At 69.2% G+C, this 24377-nt stretch carries 18 protein-coding genes; 11 read left to right on the top strand and 7 right to left on the bottom strand.

Annotated features, from left to right (window positions below; all coding sequences use genetic code 11):
* Positions 1-12 precede the first annotated feature (12 nt).
* The 3 genes from Y958_RS02355 (at position 13) to Y958_RS02345 (ending at position 4856) form a co-directional block, all read left to right on the top strand.
* Positions 13-792 (top strand): lysophospholipid acyltransferase family protein, encoded by a 780-nt coding sequence (locus Y958_RS02355; protein WP_088870756.1) that lies wholly within the window; start codon positions 13-15, stop codon positions 790-792.
* A gap of 95 nt (positions 793-887) precedes the next feature.
* The gene (locus tag Y958_RS02350) at positions 888-3257 is read left to right on the top strand and encodes an adenosylcobalamin-dependent ribonucleoside-diphosphate reductase (protein ID WP_276328577.1); all 2370 of its coding nucleotides are present in this window, start codon (positions 888-890) and stop codon (positions 3255-3257) included.
* A gap of 714 nt (positions 3258-3971) precedes the next feature.
* Entirely contained in the window at positions 3972-4856 is an 885-nt protein-coding gene (locus Y958_RS02345; RefSeq protein ID WP_040848413.1) for an RNA polymerase factor sigma-32, read from the top strand.
* 170 nt (positions 4857-5026) lie between these two features.
* On the opposite strand, the gene Y958_RS02340 is transcribed toward Y958_RS02345, so the two are convergent.
* The 5 genes from Y958_RS02340 to Y958_RS02320 all read right to left on the bottom strand — a co-directional run bounded on the left by Y958_RS02340 (position 5027) and on the right by Y958_RS02320 (position 13193).
* Complete coding sequence (locus Y958_RS02340; protein ID WP_088870754.1) at positions 5027-6343, bottom strand: aminotransferase class V-fold PLP-dependent enzyme; 1317 nt, start codon at positions 6341-6343, stop codon at positions 5027-5029.
* Positions 6344-6577: 234 nt separating this feature from the next.
* Entirely contained in the window at positions 6578-9277 is a 2700-nt protein-coding gene (locus Y958_RS02335; protein ID WP_244909334.1) for a TonB-dependent receptor, read from the bottom strand.
* A 166-nt stretch (positions 9278-9443) separates the two neighbouring features.
* Entirely contained in the window at positions 9444-10472 is a 1029-nt protein-coding gene (locus Y958_RS02330) for a FecR family protein (RefSeq protein ID WP_186291228.1), read from the bottom strand.
* Positions 10473-10491: 19 nt separating this feature from the next.
* Positions 10492-11094: an RNA polymerase sigma factor gene (locus Y958_RS31810; protein ID WP_186291227.1), complete on the bottom strand. Its 603-nt coding sequence runs from the start codon at positions 11092-11094 to the stop codon at positions 10492-10494.
* A 116-nt stretch (positions 11095-11210) separates the two neighbouring features.
* The gene (locus Y958_RS02320) at positions 11211-13193 is read right to left on the bottom strand and encodes an adenylate/guanylate cyclase domain-containing protein (protein ID WP_088870750.1); all 1983 of its coding nucleotides are present in this window, start codon (positions 13191-13193) and stop codon (positions 11211-11213) included.
* A gap of 580 nt (positions 13194-13773) precedes the next feature.
* On the opposite strand from Y958_RS02320, the gene Y958_RS02315 reads away from it, so the two are divergent.
* Positions 13774-14742, top strand: a complete 969-nt coding sequence (locus tag Y958_RS02315) for a thermonuclease family protein (RefSeq protein ID WP_088870749.1) — start codon at positions 13774-13776, stop codon at positions 14740-14742.
* Between the two features lie 47 nt (positions 14743-14789).
* On the opposite strand, the gene Y958_RS02310 is transcribed toward Y958_RS02315, so the two are convergent.
* Positions 14790-15200, bottom strand: a complete 411-nt coding sequence (locus tag Y958_RS02310) for a group III truncated hemoglobin (protein ID WP_088870748.1) — start codon at positions 15198-15200, stop codon at positions 14790-14792.
* 121 nt (positions 15201-15321) lie between these two features.
* On the opposite strand from Y958_RS02310, the gene pip reads away from it, so the two are divergent.
* The gene (pip, locus tag Y958_RS02305; RefSeq protein WP_040849082.1) at positions 15322-16269 is read left to right on the top strand and encodes a prolyl aminopeptidase; all 948 of its coding nucleotides are present in this window, start codon (positions 15322-15324) and stop codon (positions 16267-16269) included.
* Between the two features lie 21 nt (positions 16270-16290).
* Here pip and Y958_RS02300 read toward each other — a convergent pair whose 3' ends face one another.
* Complete coding sequence (locus Y958_RS02300; protein ID WP_186291226.1) at positions 16291-16482, bottom strand: DUF1674 domain-containing protein; 192 nt, start codon at positions 16480-16482, stop codon at positions 16291-16293.
* A 181-nt stretch (positions 16483-16663) separates the two neighbouring features.
* Between Y958_RS02300 and Y958_RS02295 the strand changes: the two genes are divergently transcribed.
* The 6 genes from Y958_RS02295 (at position 16664) to Y958_RS02270 (ending at position 24324) form a co-directional block, all read left to right on the top strand.
* Complete coding sequence (locus tag Y958_RS02295; RefSeq protein ID WP_088870747.1) at positions 16664-17980, top strand: RsmB/NOP family class I SAM-dependent RNA methyltransferase; 1317 nt, start codon at positions 16664-16666, stop codon at positions 17978-17980.
* Between the two features lie 58 nt (positions 17981-18038).
* Positions 18039-18719 carry a ribulose-phosphate 3-epimerase gene (gene rpe / locus Y958_RS02290; RefSeq protein WP_004272843.1) on the top strand — a complete coding sequence of 227 codons (681 nt, stop codon included), beginning with the start codon at positions 18039-18041 and terminating at the stop codon, positions 18717-18719.
* A 15-nt stretch (positions 18720-18734) separates the two neighbouring features.
* A complete protein-coding gene (locus tag Y958_RS02285; protein ID WP_244909333.1) occupies positions 18735-20387 on the top strand; it encodes a heparinase II/III family protein in 1653 nt (550 codons plus the stop codon).
* An 84-nt stretch (positions 20388-20471) separates the two neighbouring features.
* Positions 20472-22058 carry a bifunctional phosphoribosylaminoimidazolecarboxamide formyltransferase/IMP cyclohydrolase gene (gene purH / locus Y958_RS02280; protein ID WP_088870746.1) on the top strand — a complete coding sequence of 529 codons (1587 nt, stop codon included), beginning with the start codon at positions 20472-20474 and terminating at the stop codon, positions 22056-22058.
* A gap of 165 nt (positions 22059-22223) precedes the next feature.
* Positions 22224-23975: a sensor histidine kinase gene (locus Y958_RS02275; protein WP_088870745.1), complete on the top strand. Its 1752-nt coding sequence runs from the start codon at positions 22224-22226 to the stop codon at positions 23973-23975.
* 70 nt (positions 23976-24045) lie between these two features.
* Positions 24046-24324, top strand: a complete 279-nt coding sequence (locus Y958_RS02270) for a type II toxin-antitoxin system ParD family antitoxin (protein ID WP_088870744.1) — start codon at positions 24046-24048, stop codon at positions 24322-24324.
* Positions 24325-24377 lie beyond the last annotated feature (53 nt).

Here is a 24377-nt window from a genome sequence, read left to right as displayed (position 1 = left end):
CGGTTACGGGCGATGCTGGTTCTGCGATCCCTGGTCTTCAACATCGTCTTCTACATCTGGACGATGCTCTGGTGCTTCGGCCTGCTGTGGACCTTGGTGGTGCCCCATCGCACCATGATCTGGGCCATCCGCGGCTACATGCGCACCCTGAACTTCTGGGAACGCACCATCATCGGCCTGAAGTACGAGGTGCGCGGGCTGGAGCACCTGCCCAAGACCGGCGCCTTCCTGGTGGGGGCCAAGCACCAGTCGATGTGGGAGACGATGAAACTGCACCTGCTGATGGACGATCCCGCCATCGTCCTGAAGAAGGAGCTGACCTACATCCCCATCTGGGGCTGGTATGCCGCCAAGGCGCGCATGATCGCCGTGGACCGGGGCAAGCGCGGCGCCGCCATCCAGTCGCTGCTGCGCGGCGCCCGGGAGCGTGTGGCCGAGGGCCGGCCCATCGTCATCTTCCCCCAGGGCACCCGCACCGCCGTGGGCGCCTGGCGGCCTTACAAGGTCGGCATCGCCCTGCTGTATGAGGCGCTGGACATCCCGCTGGTGCCCATGGCGCTGAATTCCGGTCTGTTCTGGCCGCGCCACAAGTTCCTGCGCCGCCCCGGCACCATCGTCATCGAGTTCCTGCCGCCCATCGCCCCCGGCCTGTCCAAGGACCAGGCGCTGGCCCGCCTGGAAGCGGTGCTGGAGCCGGCGACCGACCGCCTGGTCATGGCCGCCGGCGGTCCGGCGACGGAGCGCCCGCCCAACGCCCCGCCCCTGGTCGAGGTGCCCGCCGCCGCCGGCTGAACGGGCCTTTCAGCATAAGCTTGGGGCGCGATTGACCGCCCCCGGTCCCCGGCCTACCCTTCACCGGAGCAATCATCCGGGACCGGAGGGTGCGCATGGTCGGGCGTGAAGGTCAGGCGACGACAGTCCCCGGGGCGGACGCTCCCTCCGAGACGCTTGGCGACTCCCAGACGTTTTCCGACTGGCCGGCCATCTCGGCCCAGGTCTGGGACATGAAGTACCGGTTCAAGCAACCGGACGGCGCCCCCATCGACCAAACCGTGGATGACAGTTGGCGCCGCGTGGCCAAGGCCCTGGCGGAGGCGGAGCGCGACCCCGCCCTGTGGGAACCCCAGTTTTACGAAGCCCTGAAGGATTTCGCCTTCCTGCCGGCCGGCCGCATCCTGGCGGGGGCCGGCACCGGGCGCAGCGTCACCCTGTTCAACTGCTTCGTCATGGGCACGGTGCCCGACGACATGGGCGGCATCTTCGCCGGTTTGCGCGAAGCGGCGCTGACCCTGCAGCAGGGCGGCGGCATCGGCTATGACTTCTCCACCCTGCGGCCCCGGGGGGCGCCGGTGGCTGGCGTGGGGGCGGATGCCTCCGGCCCTATCTCGTTCATGGATGTATGGGACGCCATGTGCCGCACCATCATGAGCGCCGGCAACCGCCGGGGCGCCATGATGGCCACCCTGCGCTGCGACCACCCGGACATCGAGTCGTTCATCGACGCCAAGCGCGATCCCGGCCGCCTGCGCATGTTCAACCTGTCGGTCCTGGTGACCGACCCCTTCATCACGGCGGTGCGCGAGGACGGCCCCTGGGAGCTGGTGTTCGAGGGCAAGGTCTGGCGCACGGTCCGGGCGCGCGAGCTATGGGACCGCATCATGCGGGCCACCTACGATTATGCCGAGCCCGGCGTCATCTTCATCGACCGCATCAACGCCCAGAACAACCTGGGCGGGGTGGAGGTCATCAGCGCCACCAACCCCTGCGGGGAGCAGCCGCTGCCGCCGTACGGCGCCTGCCTGCTGGGCTCCGTCAACCTGGCGGCCCTGGTGGTGGACGGCTTCACCCCCGACGCGCGCCTTGATCTGGACCGCCTGGCGCGCCTGGTGCCGGTGGCGGTGCGCATGCTGGACAACGCCATCGACGTCTCGCGTTTTCCCCTGCCCGCGCAACATCAGGAGGCGCAGGCCAAACGCCGCGTCGGGCTGGGCGTGACCGGGCTGGCCGACGCCCTCATCCTGTGCGGCGTGCGCTATGGCACGCAGAAGGCGGTGGATCTGACGCGGCAATGGCTGGGCGCCGTGCGCCGCCACGCCTACCGCGCCAGCGCCGGCCTGGCGGCGGAGAAGGGCGCCTTCCCCCTCTATGATCGGGAGCAATACCTGACCCGTCCCATGATCCGGGGCCTGGACGATGTGACCCGCGCGGCCGTGGAGCGCCACGGCGTGCGCAACGCCCTGCTGACCTCCATCGCGCCCACGGGCACCATCTCCCTGCTGGCGGGCAACGTGTCCTCGGGCATCGAGCCCGTGTTCACCTGGGAATACGACCGCGCCGTCCTGCAGCCCGACGGCAGCCGCAAGATCGAGCGGGTGGCGGACTATGCCTACCACCGCTTCCGCCAGACCTTCGGCCGCGACGCGCCCCTGCCCGACAGTTTCGTCGACGCCGGCAGCCTGCCCCCCGCCGCCCACCTGGTGATGCAGGCGGCGGCGCAGGGCGAGGTCGACAGCTCCATCTCCAAGACCATCAACTGCCCGGCGGATTTGGATTTCGAGACGTTCAAGGACGTCTACCTGCAGGCCTACGACCTGGGCTGCAAGGGCTGCACCACCTACCGCCCCAACGCCATCACCGGGTCGGTGCTGTCCGCACCCGCGGCCGACACCTCACCGCCTCCTGCTGCCCCCACGGCGACTCCGGTGCCCGCCGCCAGTGGCGCGGTACCCCTGGACCGGCCGGAGACGCTGGTGGGGGCGACCTACAAGGTGCGCTGGCCGGGCAGCGATCACGCCCTATACATCACCATCAACGACATCGTGATCGAGGAGCGGCGGCGGCCGTTCGAGGTCTTCATCAACTCCAAGAACATGGAGCACTACGCCTGGACGGTGGCACTGACCCGCATGATCTCCGCCGTGTTCCGGCGGGGCGGCGACGTCGCCTTCGTGGTGGAGGAATTGAAGGCCGTGTTCGATCCGCGCGGTGGACAGTGGATGAAGGGCCGCTACGTCCCCTCCCTGCTGGCCGCCATTGGCGAGGTCATCGAGCGGCACATGCTGGAGACCGGATTCCTGATGCGCCCCAGCGGCCTGCCCGCGGTGCACGAGGATGCGGCCGGCACACCCGCCCCGGCGGAAACGGCTGCCGAGAACCGGCAACCGCCGGCCCAATGCCCCCGCTGCGGCCAGGCCAGCCTGGTGCACCAGGAAGGGTGCGACACCTGCCTGTCCTGCGGCTATTCCCGCTGCGGCTGATCCCCCTGTTCCCCGATGCGGGCCGGCCATTGATCGAAAGAGATAGGGGTCCGGTTCTCCCGCGCCGTCGGCGCGTCGCACCCGCGCCCCGCTCTTTGCCGGAAGGCATAGGCCGCACCCGAGGCTGGACGGCACCGCGCCACCACGCCCCGCTGCGGCACTGCGGAGTCCTCAACCACAGGACGTGCGACATATCGCCCGGCCCCAGGGTTTCCGCCAGCCTGGGCAATGCTTTGGGGCGGCCGACCGTCTTCCCGCCGCCTGTTAACATGGCACAGCCAAGACCATTCCAATACCAGGGGTCCAATGTTAACAGAAGCGGAAGCTAGGCCGTGCGCCTACGCCCTCCGCCAGGGTGACGAAGGGCCTATTGGCAGGGCCGGCTATCCCCCGAATAAGCCCGGTCGATGACGCCCGATTATATCAAATTAGAGAAATTAGACCCTTTGGTGGTGGTAATAGACGCCTAGGACCTGGGCCAGCCTAAGGCAAGCTTGGGTTATGCCCTGTGGGTGATCGACTTTTTCCCGCGATATTTCAGTGCTCCGATCGGTCATTACTGTCTCACCGATCCCGCAAATCCACGTGGGGTGTTGACCCGGAGGAATAGGCCACCGGGGCGCCCCATCCGGGACCGACGCTGACGGAAGCCTTGGCGCAATACCAAGGCCGCCGGCAGAGGTCGATGCCGGGACTGCCAAGATGGAGGGGAGCATGGCGCACATCGACGATCCTCACACCCAGAAGGCCAACCTGTCCTTCATCAAGGCGTCCATGAAGGCGCCGCTGCTGAGCCGGGACCATGAGTTCGAGCTGGCCCGCCGCTGGCAGCAGAGCCGGGACGAAAAGGCGCTGCACGCCCTGGTTTCGTCCCATACCCGCCTGGTCGTGGCCGTGGCCAGCCGCTTCCGCAACTACGGCCTGCCCCTGGGCGACCTGGTGCAGGAGGGCAACCTGGGCCTGATGCAGGCCGCCAGCCGCTTCGAGCCGGAGCGGGAGGTGCGCTTCTCCACCTACGCCGCCTGGTGGATCCGCTCCACCATCCAGGAATTCGTGCTGCGCAACTGGTCCATCGTGCGCACCGGCACCACGGCGGGGCAGAAGTCGCTGTTCTTCAACCTGCGCCGCCTGCGCGCCCGCATCGACAACAACCCCTCCGCCACCTCACTGACCGCCGAGGGCCGCCGCAGCGTGGCGGAGGAACTGGACGTGAGCGAGCATGAGGTGGAGACCATGGAAATCCGCCTGACCGCCACCGACCAGTCGCTGAACCACCCGCTGAGCGAGGACGGCGGCGAATGGCAGGACTTCCTGGCCGACGACGGCCCCTCGCCCGAACAGATCGTCATCGGGCTGAAGGACAGCCGCAGCCGCACCGCCTGGCTGAGCGAGGCTATGGATACTCTGTCGCCCCGCGAACGCACCATCATCGCCGCCCGCCGCCTGCGCGAGGACGGGGCGACGCTGGAGGAACTGGGCCACACCCTGGGCGTCAGCAAGGAACGTGTGCGCCAGCTGGAACACCGCGCCATGGGCAAGCTGCGCCAGAGCATCATGCGCCACGTCGGCCGGCCGGAAGAGCTGTTCGTGGAGGCTTAGTTTAAGTTCGCCTCAAACGCCGGCGGGGCATACGCCCCTTGGCTCATCCTCGCCTTTCAGTCCACTCCGTTCCCCGAAAGGCTCCGGCGGCCGCCGTCGCGGCCTAGTCGCTACGCTCCAACCCCGGACCACACGCGGCAGCGGTGGCCCGGGGTTTCCGTTTGAGCCCCTCAGATTTCCTTCAGCGCACTCACCAAAGCCGCCATATCGGCCGGCGTGGTGCTGAAGCCGGGGGTGACGCGCAGGCAGGCGCCGCCGGCCAGGCCGGTACGCACCACGGTGAACAGGCCGTGCTTTTCCAGCAGGTGCGCGGCCAGCGAGGTGTTGGCCGCCGGCGTGGTCTGGCCCTTCACCCGGAAGCTGGTCATACCGGCGCACAGGCGGGGGTCGTCGGGGGTCAGCACCTCGATCTTGGCCAGCTCCCGCGCCGGCAGGGCCCACAGGTCGCGCAGATGGCGCAGGCGGGCGCCGACGATGGGCGTGCCCAGGGCCTGGTGGAAGTCCAGCGCGTCGATGGCCGCCATCTGCGCCGCGAAGTTGGCCATGCCGGTGTGCACGCGGCCCAGGATGGGGTCGCGCTCCGACGGTTCCTCGCCCATGAAGGGCTCGATGTCGGCGATGCGGTCCTTGCGGATGTAGAGGGCACCGACACCCAGGGGGGCGCCGATCCATTTGTGCAGGTTGAAGACGGCAAAGTCGATGCCGTCGCCGTGCACGTCCACGGGACCCTGGCCCCAGGCCTGGGCGCTGTCCACCACCACGTCCACGCCCCGCTGGCGGGCCATGGCCACGATCTCGCGCACCGGCTGGCGCAGGCCGTCGCGGTGGCTGAGATGGGTCAGCAGCATCAGCCGCACGCTGGGATGGGCGGCCAGCGCCTGGTCGTAGGCGTCGATCAGGTTCTGGTGCGTCGCCGGATACGGCAGGTTGATGCTGATGACCGTGACGCCCCGCCGCCGTTCCAGCCAGGACGCCGCCATGCGCGCGCTGTCATAGTCATGATCGCTCATCAAGACGGCGTCGCCGGGCTTGAGCCGGGCATAGCCGCCGATGACCGCCTGCAGCGATTCGGTGGCGTTGCGGGTGATGACGATCTCGCCCGCGTCGGCATGCACCATGGCGGCGATGCGCTGGCGCAGCGTCTGGTAATAGCCGACGAAATCCCGGCGCACGAAGGTGGCGCCTTCCTGGTTCACCTTGACGGTGTAGCGCTCATACGCCGCCTGGATGGCCAGCGGCATCTGGCCGAAGGCGCCGTATTCCAGGTTGATGATGCCGGTCTGCAGCCGGGCGGGGTAGGCGGCCGCTACGGCGGCCCAACCGGCCTCGTCATCCGCCGCCGGCGGGGCGGCGCCGGGAGCCAGCGGGCTGGGCAAGGGGCCCGCCACGGGGCCTGTCTGCTGGGCCGACACCGGCATGGCGGATCCACTGAGCAGGCCACCGGCACCGCCGGCCAGGGCGGCTTGAAGCAGGGTGCGTCGACGCATGAAAACCACTCCCTGGGTGCCGCCCCGGATGGGAGGTCGGGACGGCACCCCGTGCAAAACAAGACTCGCTAATACCAGCGGCACAAGGCTTTGACTCGTGCCGCTGTAGGACGCGACCGCGTCCGCCGGAGCGAGCACCGCAGGGCGGAGCGAGGAAGCCAAGCTGCCGGATGGCAGCGCCCGGCGACTGAGGGGCCTTTGATCGGTCACGATCAAAGGCTACGCGTTTAAGGTTCAGAAGGCGGCGTTGAAGCGGACGTAGTAGCGGCCGCCGTAGGTGTCGTAAGGGGCGTTGCGCGAATATTCGATGCCGCGGCTGGCCTGGTAGACGGCCTTGGCCGGATAGGTGTCGAAGATGTTCTCGCCCGCCACCTTGACCGCCAGATTGTCGGTGATGTGGTAGGTCACCGACAGGTCAACGAAGGTGATGCCGTCGAAGGTCTGGAAGATGTCGCCGGTGGAATTGCCGCTGCTGTCCGTCCAGCCGCCGTAGTAGCGGACGCGCACCTGGTAATCGAAGGGGTTGTCGCTGTAGGTCAGGCTGCCGGTGATGTTGTTCTTGGGCAGGCCCTGTTCATACAGCACCTTCTGCGTGGGGTTGGCGTTCAGGCTGCCGCCCGTCACCATGGTCAGGTTGTGGTTGTAGGCCAGCTTCATGTCGATCCGGGCCGTATCGAACACCGGCTGGGTATAGTCCAGCACCACGTCCAGGCCCTGGGTGCGGGTGTTGAAGTCGTTGGTGAACCAATAGACCGAGGTGAAGTTGTCCGCCCCGGGCACGCCCTGGGCCACCAGTTGCGCCTTCTGCGCCGCCGTCAGGTTGATGGTGGGGGAGCTGGAGAAGCGGTGGTCCACATCCACCTGATAGGCATCGACGGAGCCCGACAGGCCCACATCCGTACGCCACACCGCCCCCAGGCTGTAGTTCCGCGACGTTTCAGGGCTCAGCGGCTTGGCGCCCAGGGCCACGGCCAGCGGGTTGTCCGGCGACAGGCGGCCGCTGGTGAACAGCTGCAGGGTCTTGGTGTCCAGCCCCTGCGAGGTGCTGAGCGAGTTGATCTGGCCCGGCGTGGGCGCCCGGAAGCCGGTGGAGTAGGAGGCGCGCAGGGCCAGGTCCGGCGTGATCTCATACCGGGTGGAGGCCTTGTAGGTCATCTTGTCGCCGAACCCGGAATAGGTCTCGTAGCGGCCGGCCGCGCCCACGGTCCAATCCGGCGTCAGCTTGGCCTCCATGTCCAGATAGCCGGCGTAGCTGGTCTGGTACCAGGACCCGGCCTGCAGATTGCTGAAACCGGGAAAGCCGTTGGCGCCCGAGGCCAGGCCCGCGGCCGCGCCCGGCCCCACCTGGTACGAGGCCGTGTCGCCGGCTTCCACCGTGTAAATCTCCAGCCGGCGCTCGGCGCCGAAGGCGATGTTCAGCGGCTCATCCAGGCCGGCGTCCAGGCGATAGACGCCGTCGGCGTTCAGGTTGAACTCATCCTGCCGCTGGGTACCCAGGTTGAAGTTGTAGGGGCTGGTCGGGCCCAGGGAGGCGTTGATGGAGTTGTTCAGGAAAAACCGGCTCTCATTCTCGCCGTAGGTCCCGCTCAGGTCCCAGTCCAGGTCGCTGCCGATATGGCCCCGGGCGCCCCAGGCGGCCTGGTAGTCAGTGTACTTGATGCCTTCCTTGGGCGTGAAGCCATCGGGATAAACGCTGCGCAGGTCCCAGCCGGGAAAGACCTTGGGCGCCAGGCCGTAGACGCTGGCATTGCTCTTGGGGTCGGGGATGCGCCAGTTGATGTCGTTCATGCCCTCGCCCGTGGCGATGGTCATGAAGCCATAGAGCTCCACGGCGCCCACGGGCAGCAGGCCGTCCACGGCGTAGTGGTAGCTGCTCTCGTCCGGCCGGCCCCAGCGCTGCACCGGGTTGGCGATGGTCAGCTGCGGGTTGGCTGCCTGGAAAGCCTTGGCGTCGTCGCGCTGGTGGGTGCGCGAGGTCAGCGTGCCGTCCGACCATTCGGCCGTGGCCATGAGGTGGCCACCGTCACCGATCTCCGTGGCGCCCCGCAGGCCGCCGTTCCAGGTGGTGCCGTCGCCGGCGTAGTACTGTGAGCCCTGCATGTAGCCGTAGACGCCGGGCCTGTCATCCAGCTGGATGTTGATGACGCCGGCGATGGCGTCGGACCCGTACTGGGCCGAGGCGCCGTCGCGCAGCACCTCGACCCGGCCGATGGCGAAGTCCGGGATCTGCGCCAGATCCGGGCCCTGGGCACCGCGCGTGCCCAGGTAGGCGGTGCGGTGGAAGCGCTTGCCGTTGATCAGCACCAGGGTCTGGTCGGGGGACAGGCCGCGCAGATGGGCCGGGCGGATGAACTGACCGCCGTCGGAGCTGGGCAGCTTCTGCACGTTGAAGCCGGGAATGACCTGGGTCAGGTTCTCCAGCAGCTGGTTGGAGGCGCCGTCCTGCAGGTCCTTGGCCGATAGCACGTCGACCGGGGTCATGGTGGTGAACTGGGTGCGGCCACGATCACGGGTGCCGGTGACCACCACCTCGTCCAGGCTGCCGCCGGCGGCGTCCGCCACCTGCACCTCGGCCGGCGCGGGCGCCGCCTGGGCCTTGCGTGCCGGGGCGCCGGTGGAAACCGGCGTGGGCGCCAGCTTCAGCACCACGGTGTGGCCATCGTCCGACGCCACCACCAGGGGCGTGCCCTTCAACAGGCGCGCCAGGGCCTGCTGTCGGTCCAGGTCGCCCTGAAGCGCCGCCGTGGAGATGCCGTCCAGCTGGTCGGTGGGCGCCAGGATCTGGATGCCCGCCTGCTGGGCGAACAGCGGGATGGAGCGGACGGCCGGCTGGGCCGCCAGGTCGAAGTGCGCGCTCTGCGCCCAGGCCGGAACCGCCCACCCCATCAACGCCGTGCTGCACAGAGCAAAGAAACTGCCATATTTCTTAATCATGACGATCATTCCCCAACAATTGTGGGCGATTCGGCTAGTCGTTGCCGCCTATCGCACTCGTTTCCGCATTCATACTGGGGAGAGATCGGTAGGGTTATATTTCCGCCACTGCGTCATTTAAGTTTAACAGGCAAACTGGAGGCGCCGCGAATTGGCCACGGCTGACTCAATCATAAAGAACTATGGAATCACCCTCTTCCCGATACTTGGCGCTGAAGCCGACGGCCACAGCCCGGGCGAAGCCGTCCAGATCGGTGGCCTGGAACAGGCCGGAGATATGGCGCTGCGCCAGCCGGTCGCTGGCCAGCACGATGCGCCGATGGGAATAGCGGGCGAACTGCGCCGCCGCCTGGGCCAGCGTCTCGCCCTCGAAGGCCAGGCGCCCTTCCCGCCACATCAGGGCACGGTCGAGGGCGCCGGGGGCCACCGCCTCGAAACTGACCAGGCTGCCGCGCCCGGCGCCGCCGGGGCGCACGCTGACCTCCTGCCCGCCGCTCACCAGCACGGCGTCCCGCGATCCCAGGCGCAGGGTCCAGTCGCGGCCGGTGACACGGTCCAGCGTTTCCGCGAGGGGCGAGGGCGCGCCTTCCACCGCCACCTTGCCCGACAGCACGGCCACGGTCATGACGCCGTCGCCGTTCAGGCGGGCGCAGCAGGCGCCGCCGGTGGTGGCCAGCTGGGCCAGCGGGCTGCGGACGACAAAGGGGCAATCGGAAACGGGAGTCACGTCGAAAAACGCCTCGCCCCGGTCCAGGTACAGCAGCCGCCGGCCGGCGGTGTAGGCCAGGGTGACGGACGAGTCGGTGTTCAGCGTGAGGGTGGAGCCGTCATCCAGCGGGATGTGCCGCACCTCGCCCACGGCGGAGCTGTAGGTCTGCCGGGCCGCCGGCTGGCGCATCCCCGCGCCCAGCGCCGCCAGGCCGGCCACGCTGGCCGCCGCCGCCAGCAGGCGACGGCGGCTGTGAAGGGGCGCGCGGTCGCGGGGAGCAGCCTCCTCGACCGGGGCGGGCGCCAGGTCCCGCCGGCTCAGCAGCAGGGCGCGGGCGCGGGCCAGTGCGCCAAGATGGCGGGGATCGGCGGCCAGCCAGGCCTCAAGCTCCCCCCGTTCATCGGCGGTCAGGGCGCGTGCGTCCATCCGGGCCACCCAGGCGGTGGCGGCCAGGTCGATCGCCCCGGCGGTTTGTCTTACGCTCACGCTCATCCTTGCCAACCGATCACCGTTCGCCCCGGCCGAAGCGCTCCGCCAGCAACTTCAGTCCCCGGGTGATGTGCTTTTCCACGGTGTTTTCCGACAGGCGCATACGCCGCGCGATCTCCTGCTGCGGCAGGCCTTCCACCCGGCGCATGACGAAGGCGCGGCGGGTCTGGCGCGGCAGGTCGGCGATGGCGTCCTGGATCAGGCGCAGTTGCTGGCGCGCCGACGTCACCTCTTCCGGCGAGGGGGCGTCCACCACCGCCTCCAGTGTCGACAGGTCGGCCACGGCGGCGATGGGCACCACGCGTGATTGGCGCACCAGGCGCAGCACGACGGAATAGGCGGTCTGGAAGGCGTAGGCGCGCGGGTTCTCGATCCCGGCGACACAGGCCTTGGCCACCAGGATGGCGTAGGTTTCCTGCACCACGTCATCGGCATCGAAGCCCAGGAAGGACTTCGACCGCAGCCAAGCCCTGAGCCCATGCTCATGCGGCAGGATGTGGGTGGCCAGCCACCGCGCCCTCTCGTCGCTGAAGGGGACGTCGCTATGGGGGGCGTCGCTGTAGGGCGCGCGTTGTGGCCCGTCCTGCGGCCGGGTGATCGCGTCGTGTCGATCCTGCACGGGGGCGTCATCCACTGGAGGTGCATCCCTCAACGGCCGCCTCGGGGTGGGGCGGCGCCGGGATACTAGGGGGTGGATGCGCCGGCGGGGGACTTTCCCCCACCCGTCATAAAAATTTAAGACGGGGTGGTGATGGGCAGTTGGGGGCAGGCCGGTTCCAAGCCCGGTTCGCCGATGGTCTGGCCCGTGGGCCCCACGGGCTCCCGGGGACCGTGCAGGCCGTCGGCCAGCTGCCAAACCCGTACCTGGCCGGTGCGGCCGCGCAGGCTGAACTCGCCCACGTCGGTCATGGGCACGCCGCAGTCGGCGGCGGCGTCCACCGTGTCGGCGCTGGCCAGCACGATGCAGGCGGCGGCCGGGTCGGCCAGGTCGGCGCCCAGCGCCTCCAGCCGGGCGGCGGCGTTCACCGTATCGCCCACGATGGTGTAGTTGATGCGGCTGCTGGTGCCGATGTTGCCCACGACCACCGGGCCGGAATGGATGCCGACGCGCAGGCGTATGGCGGGCCGGCCCTGGGCCACCGCCTCATCATAGCTCTGGCGGATGCAGCGGTTGATGGCGGCGGCGGCGCGCAGGGCGCGCGCGGCATGGTCCGCCTGTTCGTCCGGCGCGCCCCAGAAGGCCATGACGGCGTCGCCGATGAACTTGTCCACCGTGCCGCCCTCGGCCTCGATGCAGGCGGACAGCAGCGTGAAATGCTCGTTCAGCAGCGAGGCGGTCTGCGCCGGGGTCATGTTCTGGGCGAGGGTGCTGAAGCCCTTGATGTCGGTGAACATGACGGTGACGTCACGCTCCTCTGACAAGATCGAGCCGGCGTGGTCACCCCGGCGGATAAGGCGCAGCACCAGGGCCTTGGGCACGTAGGACTCGAACCAGCGCAGGCCGGTCAGCATGGTGTTGAAGGCGGCGGCGGCATCCGACAGTTCGCGCAGGCGGCTGTCGGGCAGGTAGGGCACGGCGTGGAAGTCGAGGTCGCGCAGCGACGACGCCGCGTGCGACAGGCCCCGGATCTGTCGGCTGATGGTCTTGCCCAGGATCAGGCTGAGGGCGACCGACACCAGCAGGATGGCGACGCCGCCCAGGCCGAACCAGCGCACGCGGCGGATTTCCTGGTCCACCTCGCGCTGCGGCAGGGCCATGACCAGGGTCCAGTTCTGGGCGCCGTAGCCGCTGAGGTCGCGCAGCAGGTAGACGTAGTCGACGTCGCCGACGCTGGCCTGGCGGAAATCCAGGTCGCGCAGCTTGCCGCCCATGCCGTCGCGGGCCACCACGCGGCCGGGTGGCTGCCGCTGCCAGATGCCGGCGGCTACGGGATCACCCAAGTCGGACAGCGTGGGCAGGGGCGGGTTGCGGCCGGCCAAGTTGAAGGTGCGGCCAATCAGGGCCGGATGGGCCAGCACGTGGTCGGCGTCGAACAGGATGAAGGCGGTGACACCCTGGCTGCTGTCCAGTTCGCCCAGGAAGCCCGACAGGTCGGCGAAGCTGACGCCCACCAGCACGGCGCCCAGGAACTTGCCGCTCTTGGACCGGACCGGCGCGCGCACGGTGAGGAAGCTGGTGCCCTCCTCCTCCGACCATACGGGGTCCACCCAGCGGGCGACGGGCGCCGCCTTCATTTCCTGCATCAGGAAATCGCTGTTGGGCGGCGGCGGCATGGTGATGACTTCAGCGTCGTTGGGGCCCGTGCGGCGCGCCACGGTCCAGTGGCTGTCGGCCGACAGGAAGCTGACCGCGGTGATCTGGGGCGAGGCAGCAAGGGCAGAGCGCAGGTTCTGGCCCAGCCGCGTCTCATCGCTGGTGTCGATCTCCCCCCGCTGGATGGACGCCACCAGGAATTCCGCCTGGTATTGCGCCGGGTCCAGCTGGGCGCGCACCCGCACCGTCATCCCGTCCATGGCCAGGATGACCTTGTCGGTCAGCAGCGCCGCAGTGTTGCGGGTGGAGGTACTGAAGCCCAGGATCAGAACGCTGGCCACCGCCACCAGGACCAACGTGCCGAAACCCAGCAGCAGCGCGGTGGCGATGGAGACTCGCACGGCGGACCGCCGGATGGGACATCCGCCCGCCGGCCTTTCCAGGGCCTGTGTCGTTTCGCTCATGACCGCACGGTAGCCGTCGGGCAGGCCGACGGCAACTGCGGCAAGCGTGCAGGCCCCCCTGCCGCCGGTATGGGCCTAATTCCTACTTAGCATATTGCATAGTGCAAACGGGGCGCTGTGATGCGACGCATATTGCATTAAGCAATACATAATGCATCGATTTGCTAATGCTCTGCGCCGAGGGTAATTCCGCGTCAGAGCGCGACCTGGGCGAAAATGGCCGGAAAAGGCCAATAAACAGTTAACGCGACGACACGCCGCACCCTGGCCCACACCTTGCAGAGGTTGGCATGTCTCGCAGAACAACCCCGGTAAGGGACCGCAGACGGTGGAACCGACGGAATTTGCCTACTCAGCGTTTTCGGCTTCGCGTCCCTGACAGCCCAGGGTCGAGGCGACCCTGGAGAGGCAGGAACACCTGACGCCCCATCACCGGCATACGCGGCCGTGCCATCAATCGGTTCTGGCAGAACGCGTAAACTATGCAACGGCGCGGATCCAGGTGGTCCGCGCCGTCTCTTTTCTTCACATCCCCCGTGCCGTATCGTCATCGCGCCCTGGTTGCCGGAAGCCCATCGCGATGCACGCTTGGCGACTCGCCCTGTTGCCACTGCTGATCCTGACGGCGGCCCTCCAGCCGGCCGAGGCCCGGACGCATAGGGAGCACCATAAGCCGCACAAGGAACGCGCCGCGAAGGGTGCCCACGGCCTTATCCCCGCCGGCAACGGCGTGGTCATTGGCGTGCTCAGCGGCGACACCGTCACCCTGCGCGACGGCCGGGTCGTTCGCCTGGCCGGCATCCTGGCACCCAAAACGGGGGCAACCAAGGCCGCGCGCACCGCCCACGCCGGCAGTTCCCAGGATGAGAATGCCGGCCGCACAGCCTGGCCCCTGGCGGAGGAGTCGCGGCATGCGCTGGAGGCGCTGGTGCTGAACCGCACGGTCAACCTGATGCTGGGCGGGGTGGACCATGACCGCTACGGCCGCGTCCTGGCCCACCTGATGGTGCGCGACGGGCGCCGCCTGGTGTGGGTGCAGGACGCCCTGCTGCGCCAGGGGTGGGCGGAACTGGCGCCCCACCCCGACGCGCCCCGGGGCTTGGCCGCCCTGCGCCGGGCGGAGGATCACGCCCGCGAAGGCCAGCTGGGCCTGTGGGCCGACGGCTTCTACGCCGTGCGCGACCCCGAAACAGCCTTCCGGGCCCAGGGCCGCTACGCCATTGTCACCGGCCGCGTGCTGGACGCGGCCGACGCCCGCGATCGCGTCTACCTCAACTTCGGCGCCGACCGGCGCACCGACTTCACGGTGGAGATCGATCGCCGCGACATGGCCGCCTTCCGCGCCCACCACCTGAGCCCGCTGGATCTGAAGGACCGATTGGTGGAGGTGCGCGGCTGGGTGGAGGAGCACAACGGCCCCATGATCCGCGTCACCAACCCCGACCAGATCATCACCACCGATGGCCGCTGGCCGCGCCGCCGCCCGGTCCGCGGCCGGAAGGAAGACAAGGACGGGGGCGACGCGGCGCCGGCCGCGTCGGATCCGTGAGCGACGGAGGACACCCCCGACGCCTTCGTCACGGCCAACGCCGGCCCCTAGCGCAGGTAGGCGCCCGCGTCCTTGCCCCGGGCCACCGCCAGGCCCATCTGCAGGCTGCGGCCGATGCGGGCGCTGACCTCCGCCAGGCGGTCCGCCGCCTCCGCCGTGAACAGGCCCCGGGCCGTCTCCTGGAACAGGGCCAGCCAGCGGCGGAAGTGATCCGGCCCGATCATGGGCAGGCCGGCGTGCACCACCATGGGCCGGCCCTCGTAACGGCCGGTGGACAGCAGGACGGAGGACCAGAAATCCACAATGCGCGCGCGGTGGCGGTCCCATGCCTCCTCGGTGGTGCCGACGGCACCCTCGAAGACCGGACCCAGCAGCGCATCCTGACGCGCCCGGTCGTAGAAAGTCCGCACCAGGACGGTCAGCGACTCTTCCGTGAAGGCGGCAAATGGTTGTGACATCGCTGTAAAAACTCCCGCAAAACAGGCCGGGCGGAACCGGCCGGGCTTGGTTGGGTTTGCGCTGGGGGCCAGCCTTGGCCTACACTTCGGCCCTAATTCGAGCAATCTGGTGTACCGACCCATGGCGCGCGGCGATCTCTTCCCACCCCTGGAACCCTACCGGACAGGCACGCTGGCCGTCAGCGGCCTGCATACCATCTACTGGGAGGAAGCCGGCAACCCCGACGGCGCGCCTGTGGTCTTCCTGCATGGCGGCCCCGGTGCCGGCGCCTCGCCCACGCACCGCCGCTTCTTCGACCCCCGGCACTACCGCATCGTCATCCTGGACCAGCGCGGCGCCGGCCGGTCCGCCCCCTTGGGTGAAATCCGCGAGAACGGCATTCCGGATCTCATTTCGGATCTGGAACTATTGCGCTCGGTGCTGGAGATCGACCGTTGGCTGGTGTTCGGCGGCTCCTGGGGGTCCACCTTGGCGCTGGCCTACGCCCAGGCTCATCCGGAACGGGTGAAGGGCCTGGTCCTGCGCGGCATCTTCCTGATGCGCCAGCAGGAGATCGACTGGTTCCTTTACGACATGCGCACCTTCTTCCCCGAGGCCTGGTCCACCTTCGTGGCCCACATCCCGGTGAATGAGCGGGGCGACCTGCTGGAGGCGTACTACCGCCGCCTGACCTCCGCCGATCCGCAGACCCGCATGGCCGCCGCCCGGGTGTGGAGCGTGTACGAGGGCGCATGTTCCACCCTGCTGCCCAGCCCGGAGCTGGTGTCGGCGTCGGGCGAGGACAACCACGCCCTGGGCCTGGCGCGCATGGAGGCGCACTACTTCCGCAACAACAAGCTGTCGCCGGAAGCGGCCCTGCTGGAAAACATCGACCGCATCCGGCACATCCCGGCCATCATCGTCCAGGGCCGCTACGACGTGGTCTGCCCCATCCGCACGGCGGACGAGCTACACCGCGCCTGGCCCGAAGCCGACTACATCGTCGTGCCGGACGCGGGCCACAGCGCCATGGAACCGGGCATCCGCTCCGCCTTGGTGCAGGCGACGGAGCGGTTCAAGACCCTCTGAAACCCCGGGGGCACCACCGGTTTAGAAATCGCTACAGCGGCCCTTGCGTTCCCAGTCGCCGTAGCGGGTGGGTTCGGGCCCGGTGGGGCCGCCGATCTCGCGCACGGGTTCGGGTTTCGCGGCCTCGGCCTTGATGGCTTCGGGGGCGGGTTCGGGCACCGATGCCGTGGGGGCCACGTGAGTCCTGAACGTGGGCGCCTTGGGCTCGGGCATAGGGGGCTCTGGCAGGGGGGGCAGCTTGCTCATGGGGGTATAATTGGCTCCGCCGCCCACCGCCGCCAAGGGCTTTTGCCGGGGGCCAGACCTTCTCATCCGAATCCATGCCGGAAACGGGGGGCGGGTGGCCGAAAGGGGCCGGTGACAGCGGGCCCGTTCCGGGGTACACCCCGCCCCCATGAATACCGAAACGCTGGCCGCCCGCCGGGTGGTCCTGGATCTCTTGGAAAGCGTGCTGCGCCGCCGCGTGCCGCTGGATGACGCATTGGACCAGCACCGGGGCCTGCCCGGCCTGGAGCCGCGCGACCGTGCCTTCGTCCGCCTGCTGACCGCCACCGTCATCCGCCGCCTGGGCCAGATCGACGCCGTGGTCCTGTCGCTGCTGGCCCGGCCGGATCTGCCCAAGGCCGGCGTGCTGGATATCCTGCGCGTCTCCGCCGCCCAGCTGCTGTTCCTAGGCACCCCCGCCCACGCCGCCGTGGACACGGGCGTGGAACTGGCCGTGGCCAAGGGCCTGGCCGGCATGAAGGGCCTGATCAACGCCGTGCTGCGCCGCCTGGCGCGCGAGGGCGCCGACCTGCTGGCCGCCCAGGACGCCGGCCGCCTGAACACGCCCGACTGGCTGTGGCTGGCCTGGCGCCAGCACTACGGCACCGGCCATACCCGCGCCATCGTCGACGCCCACCTGGTGGAGGCGCCGCTGGACATCACGGTGAAGGGCGACCCGCACGCCTGGGCGGAAAGGCTGGAAGCGACGGTGCTGCCCACCGGCACCCTACGCCGTGCCGCCGGCGGATCAGTCACCGAGCTGCCGGGCTTCAATGAGGGCGCCTGGTGGGTGCAGGACGCCGCCGCCGCCCTGCCCGCCCGCCTGCTGGGCGATGTTGCCGGCCTGACCGTCATCGACCTATGCGCGGCTCCGGGCGGCAAGACGGCCCAGCTGGCCGCCGCCGGCGCCAAGGTGATGGCGATCGACCGCTCCGCCCCCCGGCTGGACCGGCTGTCGCGCAACATGGAACGCCTGGGCTTGTCGGTCGCCACGGCGGTGGCCGACGCCACCAGGTGGCAGCCGGACGAACCGGTCGACGCCGTGCTGCTGGATGCGCCGTGCAGCGCCACCGGCACCATCCGCCGCCATCCCGACGTGGCGCGGCTGAAGACGCCGGAAGACGTGGGCCGCCTGTCGGGCGTGCAGCGCCGCCTGCTGGACCGCGCCATCGACATGGTGAAGCCCGGCGGCCTGGTGGTCTACTGCACCTGCTCCCTGCAGCCGGAGGAAGGCGAGGAGCAGTTGTCCAAGCTGCTGTCGCGCCGCCTGGACGTGATGGTGGAGCCCGTCATCCCCGTGGACCTCGCTTACAGTGCGGATGCCGACGCGACGTCGCTGGCCCCCCTGGTGACCGACAGCGGCGACGTGCGCACCACGCCCGGCCACTGGGCTGAGCTGGGCGGCCTCGATGGATTCTTCATGACCCGCCTGCGCCGCACCGCCTAGCGGTTGGCAAAGCCTCCCTGAGTTGATAGCCATTGAGTCGATAGGAACGAAAGTCATCATGCAGCAGCCGGTACGCATCGCCCCCTCCATCCTGTCGGCCGACTTCGCCAACCTGGGCGCCGAGGTGCGGGCGGTGGACGCTGCCGGCGCCGACTACATCCATATCGACGTCATGGACGGGCATTTCGTGCCCAACCTGACCATCGGCCCCATGGTGGTGCAGGCCCTGCGCCCGCATTCGGCCAAGGTGTTCGACGTGCACCTGATGATTTCGCCGGTGGACAATTTCGTCACCGCCTTCGCCAAGGCCGGCGCCGACATCATCACCGTGCACCCCGAGGCCGGCGCCCACACCCACCGCACGCTGCAACTGATCCGCAGCCTGGGGAAGAAGGCCGGCGTGGCGCTGAACCCGGCGACGCCCGTCTCGGTCCTGGATTACATCATGGACGACGTCGACATGATCCTGGTCATGTCGGTCAACCCCGGCTTCGGCGGCCAGTCCTTCATCAACAGCCAGAAGGACAAGATCCGGGCCATCCGCCAGCGCATCGACGCCGTGACCGCCGGCACATCCCGTGTCATCGACCTTGAGGTCGACGGCGGCATCAACGCCGAAATGGCGCCTGTGGCGATATCCGCCGGCGCGGACGTGCTGGTGGCCGGCACCGCCACCTTCCAGGGCGGCCCTGAGGCCTATGCCGACAACATCCGCCGCCTGCGCGGCCCGCTGGTCTAAGGGGTCAAACGGCGCATGGCCCGTGTCACTTCCGGCATGAGACGGTTCCGCGCCGGCCCTGGCGCGCTGGTCTACCGGACGCCACTATACGGCGTGCTGCTGAAAAGCCGCGCCCCCCAGGCGCTGGGCGTGGTGCCGGGCGACCCTTGGCCGGGCGACCCCCGCCAGGGAGAGGCGCTACTGGCCGGCCGTTTCGCCTTCGCGGGCGAGGAGCGCCAGGCCGATCTGCCGCCCTGGCTGGACCTTTCCGCCGGTTCCGCCTGGCTGACGGCCCTGCACGGCTTCGACTGGCTGCGCCACCTGAAGGCCGCCGGGGGCGATGCCGCGCGCCGCCAGGCCCGCGTGCTGGTCACCAGCTGGCTGGACGGCTTTTCCTCCTGGCATGCCGTGGCCTGGGCGCCGGAGGTGACGGCCCAGCGCATCGTCGCCTGGATCGCCGCCCACGACTTCTTCCTGGCCAGCGCCGACGACGGCCTGCGCGCCCGCGTGTTCGACAGCCTGTCCCGCCAGATCCGCCACTTGGCCCGGCTGGTGCCCGGCCGTCTGCGGGGCGTGGATCTGATCCTGGGCATCAAGGGTCTGGTCTATGGCGGCTTCTGCCTGCCGGGCCGGGGCCGTACCGCCCAGCGCGCCCTGTGGCTGCTGAACCGCGAGCTGACCCGCCAGGTCATGCCCGACGGTGGCCATGTGCAGCGCAGCCCTTCCCTGCAATTGCAGGTCCTGCGCCACCTGATTGATATCCGGGGCGTGCTGCGCGCCGCGCGGGCCGACATGCCCGACGCCGTGCAGCACTCCATCGACCGCCTGACGCCCACCCTGCGCTTCTTCCGCCATGGCGACGGCGGCCTGGCCCTGTTCAACGGTGGCTGGGCGGAAGACCCTGCCTTCATCGACACGGTGCTCAGCCAGGCCGACGCCCGCGGCCGGCCCCTGCGCTCCGCCCCCCATGTGGGGTTCGAGCGGCTGGCGGCGGGCCGCGCCTGCGTGCTGTTCGACGCCGGCGCGCCACCGCCGTCCGGCCTGGACGCCCGGGCGCACGCCGGCAGCCTGTCGTTCGAGATGAGCGTGGGGCGCGAGCGCCTGATCGTGAACTGCGGCAGCCACCCGTCCGAGACCGGCGCCTGGCGCGGGGCCTTGGCCTCCACCGCCGCCCATTCCACCCTGGTGGTGGCCGACACCAACTCCGCCTCCGTGCGCGAGGATGGCGGCCTGGGCCGCCGCCCGCATCCGGTGGAGGCCAAGCGGCGCGAGACGGGCGGCGCCGTCCTGGTGGAGGCCGCGCATGACGGCTATCGCGACGGCTTCGGCCTGATCCACCACCGGCGCCTGTACCTGGCCGAGAATGGCGAGGATCTGCGCGGCGAGGACAAGCTGGAAGGCGGGTCCGGCGGGCAGTCCTACACCCTGCGCTTCCACCTGCATCCGGGCGTACATGCCAGCCTGTCCCAGGGCGGCGACGGCGTGCTGCTGCGCCTGCCGTCGGGCGCCGGCTGGCGCCTGCGCCTGTCGGGCGGCACGGTGGGGCTGGAGGAAAGCGTCTATCTGGGCGATGGGCCCGAGCCGCGCGGCACCCTGCAGGTGACCGTGCGCGGCACGACCGCCCCCGGCGGCGCCACCGTGAAGTGGGCCCTGCGCCGCGAGAAGAAGGCCGAGGGTGCCGACCCTTGACCGCTCCTGTCTGAATTTCCCCTAAGCCCGGCTTGCTGCCGGGCTTTCTCTTTTCCCCAAGTCCATCCAAGCCGGATTGCCATCATGACCAGCCCCGATCTCGTTCCCCTGCGCCGCGCCCTCATCTCCGTGTCCGACAAGACCGGCCTGATCGAGCTGGGCCAGGCCCTGGCCGCGCGCGGCGTGCACATCCTGTCCACCGGCGGTTCCGCCCAGCGCCTGGCCGAGGCCGGCGTGCCCGTGACCGAGGTGGGCGACCACACCGGCTTCCCCGAGATGATGGACGGCCGGGTGAAGACCCTGCACCCGCGCATCCACGGCGGCATCCTGGCCCGCCGCGATGACGAGGGGCACGTGGCCGCCATGAACACCCACGACATCCCCGGCATCGACCTGGTGGTGGTGAACCTTTATCCCTTCGAGGCCACGGTGGCGAAGGGCGCCGACTTCGAAACCTGCATCGAAAACATCGACATCGGCGGCCCCAGCCTGATCCGGGGTGCGGCCAAGAACCACGATTTCGTGGCGGTGGTGACCGACCCGTCCGACTATGCCCCGCTGCTGGCCGAGCTGGCGGCCCATGACGGCCAAACCACCCTGGACCTGCGCCGGCGCCTGGCGGCCAAGGCCTATGCCCGTACCGGCGCCTACGACGCCGCCATCGGTGCCTGGTTCGCCAACCGCCTGGGCCAGACCTGGCCGGAGAGCGTGACCGTGTCCGGCACCCTGCGCCAGACCCTGCGCTATGGCGAGAACCCGCACCAGACCGCCGCCTTCTACGTGACGGGGGAGCGCCGCCCCGGCATCGCCACCGCCACCCAGTTGCAGGGCAAGGAGCTGTCGTACAACAACCTGAACGACACCGACGCGGCGTTCGAGCTGGTGGCCGAGTTCGACCGCCCGGCCATCGCCATCATCAAGCACGCCAACCCCTGCGGCGTGGCCGAGGGCGATGGCCTGCCCACCGCCTACGCCCGTGCCCTGGCCTGCGACCCCGTGTCCGCCTTCGGCGGCATCATCGCCGCCAACCGCACCCTGGATGCCGTGACCGCCGAGGCCATATCCCGGCTGTTCGCCGAGGTGGTGATCGCCCCCGACGCGGATGAGTCCGCCCGCGCCGTGCTGGCGGGCAAGAAGAACCTGCGCGTGCTGCTGACCGGTGACCTGCCCAACCCGGCCCAGCCCGGCACCCTGATCAAGACCGTGGCCGGCGGCTTCCTGGCGCAGAGCCGCGATGACGGCCGCGTGCTGCCGGCCAACCTGAAGGTGGTGACCAAGCGCGGTCCCACCCCGAAGGAGCTGGCCGACCTGCTGTTCGCCTTCCGCGTGGGCAAGCATGTGAAGTCCAACGCCATCGTCTATGCCAAGGACCTGGCCACGGTGGGTGTCGGCGCCGGCCAGATGAGCCGAGTCGACAGCAGCCGCATCGCGGCCATCAAAAGCCGGGAGGCGGCGGAGGCCGCGGGCCTGGCCGAGCCGGGCACCAAGGGCAGCGTGGTGGCGTCCGACGCCTTCTTCCCCTTCGCCGACGGCCTGATCGCGGCGGCGGAAGCCGGGGTGACGGCCGTCATCCAGCCCGGCGGCTCCATGCGTGACCAGGAAGTGATCGACGCTGCGGACGAGCGCGGCCTGGCCATGGTATTTACCGGCATGCGTCATTTCCGTCACTGACGGCGGCAGGGACAGGGGAGATGGTCCGTATCAGGGAGCATCCCCCCTTCCACCCCGCCCCTATTCTTGAAGGGCGGGTGTTCAGGGATGGCGATGACCGATGGGGTAAGCCCAGGGCCGCGAAGCATGCGGTAACCTGGGCCTAGTAGGACCAGGGCAGCCCGTATGAACGCCTCCGCGCCAGACCATACTGCTTCGGCCGGCGCCTCTCTCCCTGATCTTCTGGCTGGCGGCGTCCCGGCCCCGGATGGCGCCGTCAATTCCGACGCAACCGCCGTTCCCCTGATCCCGTCCGCCGGTCGCCCCGTGGCGGCCCTGCTGGTCATGAGCCTGGTGCTGACCCTGCTGGTCTTCGCCTGGGCCGCCTGGGACCATCACCGCCGCGTCTGGGACGACTCCCGTGAGCAGGTGGTGGACGTGACCCACGTGCTGGAAGAGCATGCGGGCAAGATCTTCAGCATTCACGCCACCAGCTTGCGCTATGTCGAGCGCCTGGTGGACGACGCCGGCTGGAAGGACATCGCCGGCGACAGCCGTTTCTACGACCGCTTGCGGGAAATCTGGCAGGCCTCTCCTGAGCTGGAGAGCGTGTGGGTGGTGGACCCCACCGGCATCATCCGCGTGAACACGGTGCAGTGGCCCACGCCGGCGCTGGATGTCAGCGACCGGGAGTATTTCCGCGCCCAACTGAAGCCGGGCGCCGGCATCTTCATCGGGCAGCAGTTGCGCGGCCGCATCTCCGGCGCAGCCTTCCTGCCCATCAGCCAGCGCATGGAAACGCGGGACGGCCGTTTCAACGGCGTTGCCCAGCTGTCGCTGAAGCCGGACTATTTCATCGCCTTCTACCGGTCGCTGTTCTCGGCCGATCCCAAGACCATGATGCTGGTGCGCGAGGATGGTGCCGTGCTGCTGCGCGAGCCCGCCCCCGCCGACGGCGACCTGCAGCAGGGCTTCTATCCCGAGCTGCTCAAGACGCCGGTAGACGCCACCGGCACCTTCATTCTGTCCTCTCCCATCGATGGGGTGCGGCGGCTGTACGCCCGGCGCAAGGTTCCCAACCTGCCGCTGTATGTCCTTTATGGCATCACCACGGACAGCATCGCCAAGGAATGGGAAGACAGGGCCCTGATCTACGCCGCCGTGGCCGTTCCGGCCTCGCTGGCGCTGATGCTGGTGGCCTGGATCGCCATCCGCCGGTCACGCGACCTGGCGCGCGCCGACCGGATCCTGCGCCATGCCAATACCCTGCTGGAGGCGCGGGTGGCCGACCGCACCCGCCACCTGGACCGCGCGCTGGCGGAACGCGAGATGCTGCTGCGCGACACCCACCACCGGGTGAAGAACAATCTGCAGGTCGTCTCCAGCCTGCTGCAGCTTCAGGCCGGCATGAACCCGGCGCTGCGCCCCGCCCTGAACGACGCCCTGCGCCGCATCCACGCCATGGGCATCCTGCACGAGCAGCTGCACCACGCGTCAGACGTCGACGTGGTGCAGCTGGACCGGGTGATCACCGCCCTGACGTGCGAGGTCGACAACATCCACCAAGGCGAGGGACACGCGGCGGGCGGGCCGCGCCGCGTGTCCGTGGTGCTGGACCTCACGCCGCTGGAGAGCGACCTGACGGCGTCCGTGCCCGTGACCCTGGTGCTGAACGAGGTGCTGTCCAACGCCTTCAAGCACGCCTACCCCGAAGGCCGCGCCGGCACCCTGGCCGTGACCCTGCGGCGGGAGGGGGATGAGGGTGTGCTGACCGTCGCCGACGATGGCGTGGGCATGCCCGACACCGCCACCGGAACCGGCCGCAAGAGCCTGGGCCTGCTGCTGATCGACGCCTTCACCCGCCAGCTGCGCGGCAGTTTCCTTTACGAGGCGACCACGCCGGGCACGCGGTTCACCCTGCGGTTCCCGCTGGGGTGAATCCGAGATTGGCATAGTATGCCAATCGGCGTTAGGCTTTGGATCGTGAATTCTTCGCTGGAGGATGCCGATGCCAACGCGCAACGTGGTGCTGACCGATCACCATGAACAAGTCATCGAGGACTTGGTGCGATCTGGCCGTTACCAGAACGCCAGCGAGGTCCTTCGTGCCGGCCTGAGACTCATCGAACGAGAGGAAGCACAACATGAGGCCAAGCTGAAGGCGTTGCGGGAGGCGGCGGAAGCCGGCCACCGCGAGCTGGATGAAGGGCGGTTCGATGAGGTTATGGACGGTGACTTGGAAGAATACATAGCTGTGCTTGGCAGAGAAGCCGCTGGCGGGCACTGACGGCATGCTGCGCTAACGGATTGCGCCACTGGCCCGTGCGGATATCCGGGCCA

Source organism: Nitrospirillum viridazoti CBAmc (assembly GCF_000730165.1).
Lineage (GTDB): Bacteria > Pseudomonadota > Alphaproteobacteria > Azospirillales > Azospirillaceae > Nitrospirillum > Nitrospirillum viridazoti.
Note: the sequence above shows the minus strand (reverse complement) of the source record. Positions and strands in the feature narration are given on the sequence as shown.

Excerpts from the sequence above, each read along its gene's own strand:
- Y958_RS02355 (WP_088870756.1), top strand. The coding sequence starts at position 13 with ATGCTGGTTCTGCGATCCCTGGTCTTCAACATCGTCTTCTACATCTGG.
- Y958_RS02350 (WP_276328577.1), top strand. The coding sequence starts at position 888 with ATGGTCGGGCGTGAAGGTCAGGCGACGACAGTCCCCGGGGCGGACGCT.
- Y958_RS02345 (WP_040848413.1), top strand. The coding sequence starts at position 3,972 with ATGGCGCACATCGACGATCCTCACACCCAGAAGGCCAACCTGTCCTTC.
- Y958_RS02340 (WP_088870754.1), bottom strand. The coding sequence starts at position 6,343 with ATGCGTCGACGCACCCTGCTTCAAGCCGCCCTGGCCGGCGGTGCCGGT.
- Y958_RS02335 (WP_244909334.1), bottom strand. The coding sequence starts at position 9,277 with ATGATTAAGAAATATGGCAGTTTCTTTGCTCTGTGCAGCACGGCGTTG.
- Y958_RS02320 (WP_088870750.1), bottom strand. The coding sequence starts at position 13,193 with ATGAGCGAAACGACACAGGCCCTGGAAAGGCCGGCGGGCGGATGTCCC.
- Y958_RS02315 (WP_088870749.1), top strand. The coding sequence starts at position 13,774 with ATGCACGCTTGGCGACTCGCCCTGTTGCCACTGCTGATCCTGACGGCG.
- Y958_RS02310 (WP_088870748.1), bottom strand. The coding sequence starts at position 15,200 with ATGTCACAACCATTTGCCGCCTTCACGGAAGAGTCGCTGACCGTCCTG.
- pip (WP_040849082.1), top strand. The coding sequence starts at position 15,322 with ATGGCGCGCGGCGATCTCTTCCCACCCCTGGAACCCTACCGGACAGGC.
- Y958_RS02300 (WP_186291226.1), bottom strand. The coding sequence starts at position 16,482 with ATGCCCGAGCCCAAGGCGCCCACGTTCAGGACTCACGTGGCCCCCACG.
- Y958_RS02295 (WP_088870747.1), top strand. The coding sequence starts at position 16,664 with ATGAATACCGAAACGCTGGCCGCCCGCCGGGTGGTCCTGGATCTCTTG.
- rpe (WP_004272843.1), top strand. The coding sequence starts at position 18,039 with ATGCAGCAGCCGGTACGCATCGCCCCCTCCATCCTGTCGGCCGACTTC.
- Y958_RS02285 (WP_244909333.1), top strand. The coding sequence starts at position 18,735 with ATGGCCCGTGTCACTTCCGGCATGAGACGGTTCCGCGCCGGCCCTGGC.
- purH (WP_088870746.1), top strand. The coding sequence starts at position 20,472 with ATGACCAGCCCCGATCTCGTTCCCCTGCGCCGCGCCCTCATCTCCGTG.
- Y958_RS02275 (WP_088870745.1), top strand. The coding sequence starts at position 22,224 with ATGAACGCCTCCGCGCCAGACCATACTGCTTCGGCCGGCGCCTCTCTC.
- Y958_RS02270 (WP_088870744.1), top strand. The coding sequence starts at position 24,046 with ATGCCAACGCGCAACGTGGTGCTGACCGATCACCATGAACAAGTCATC.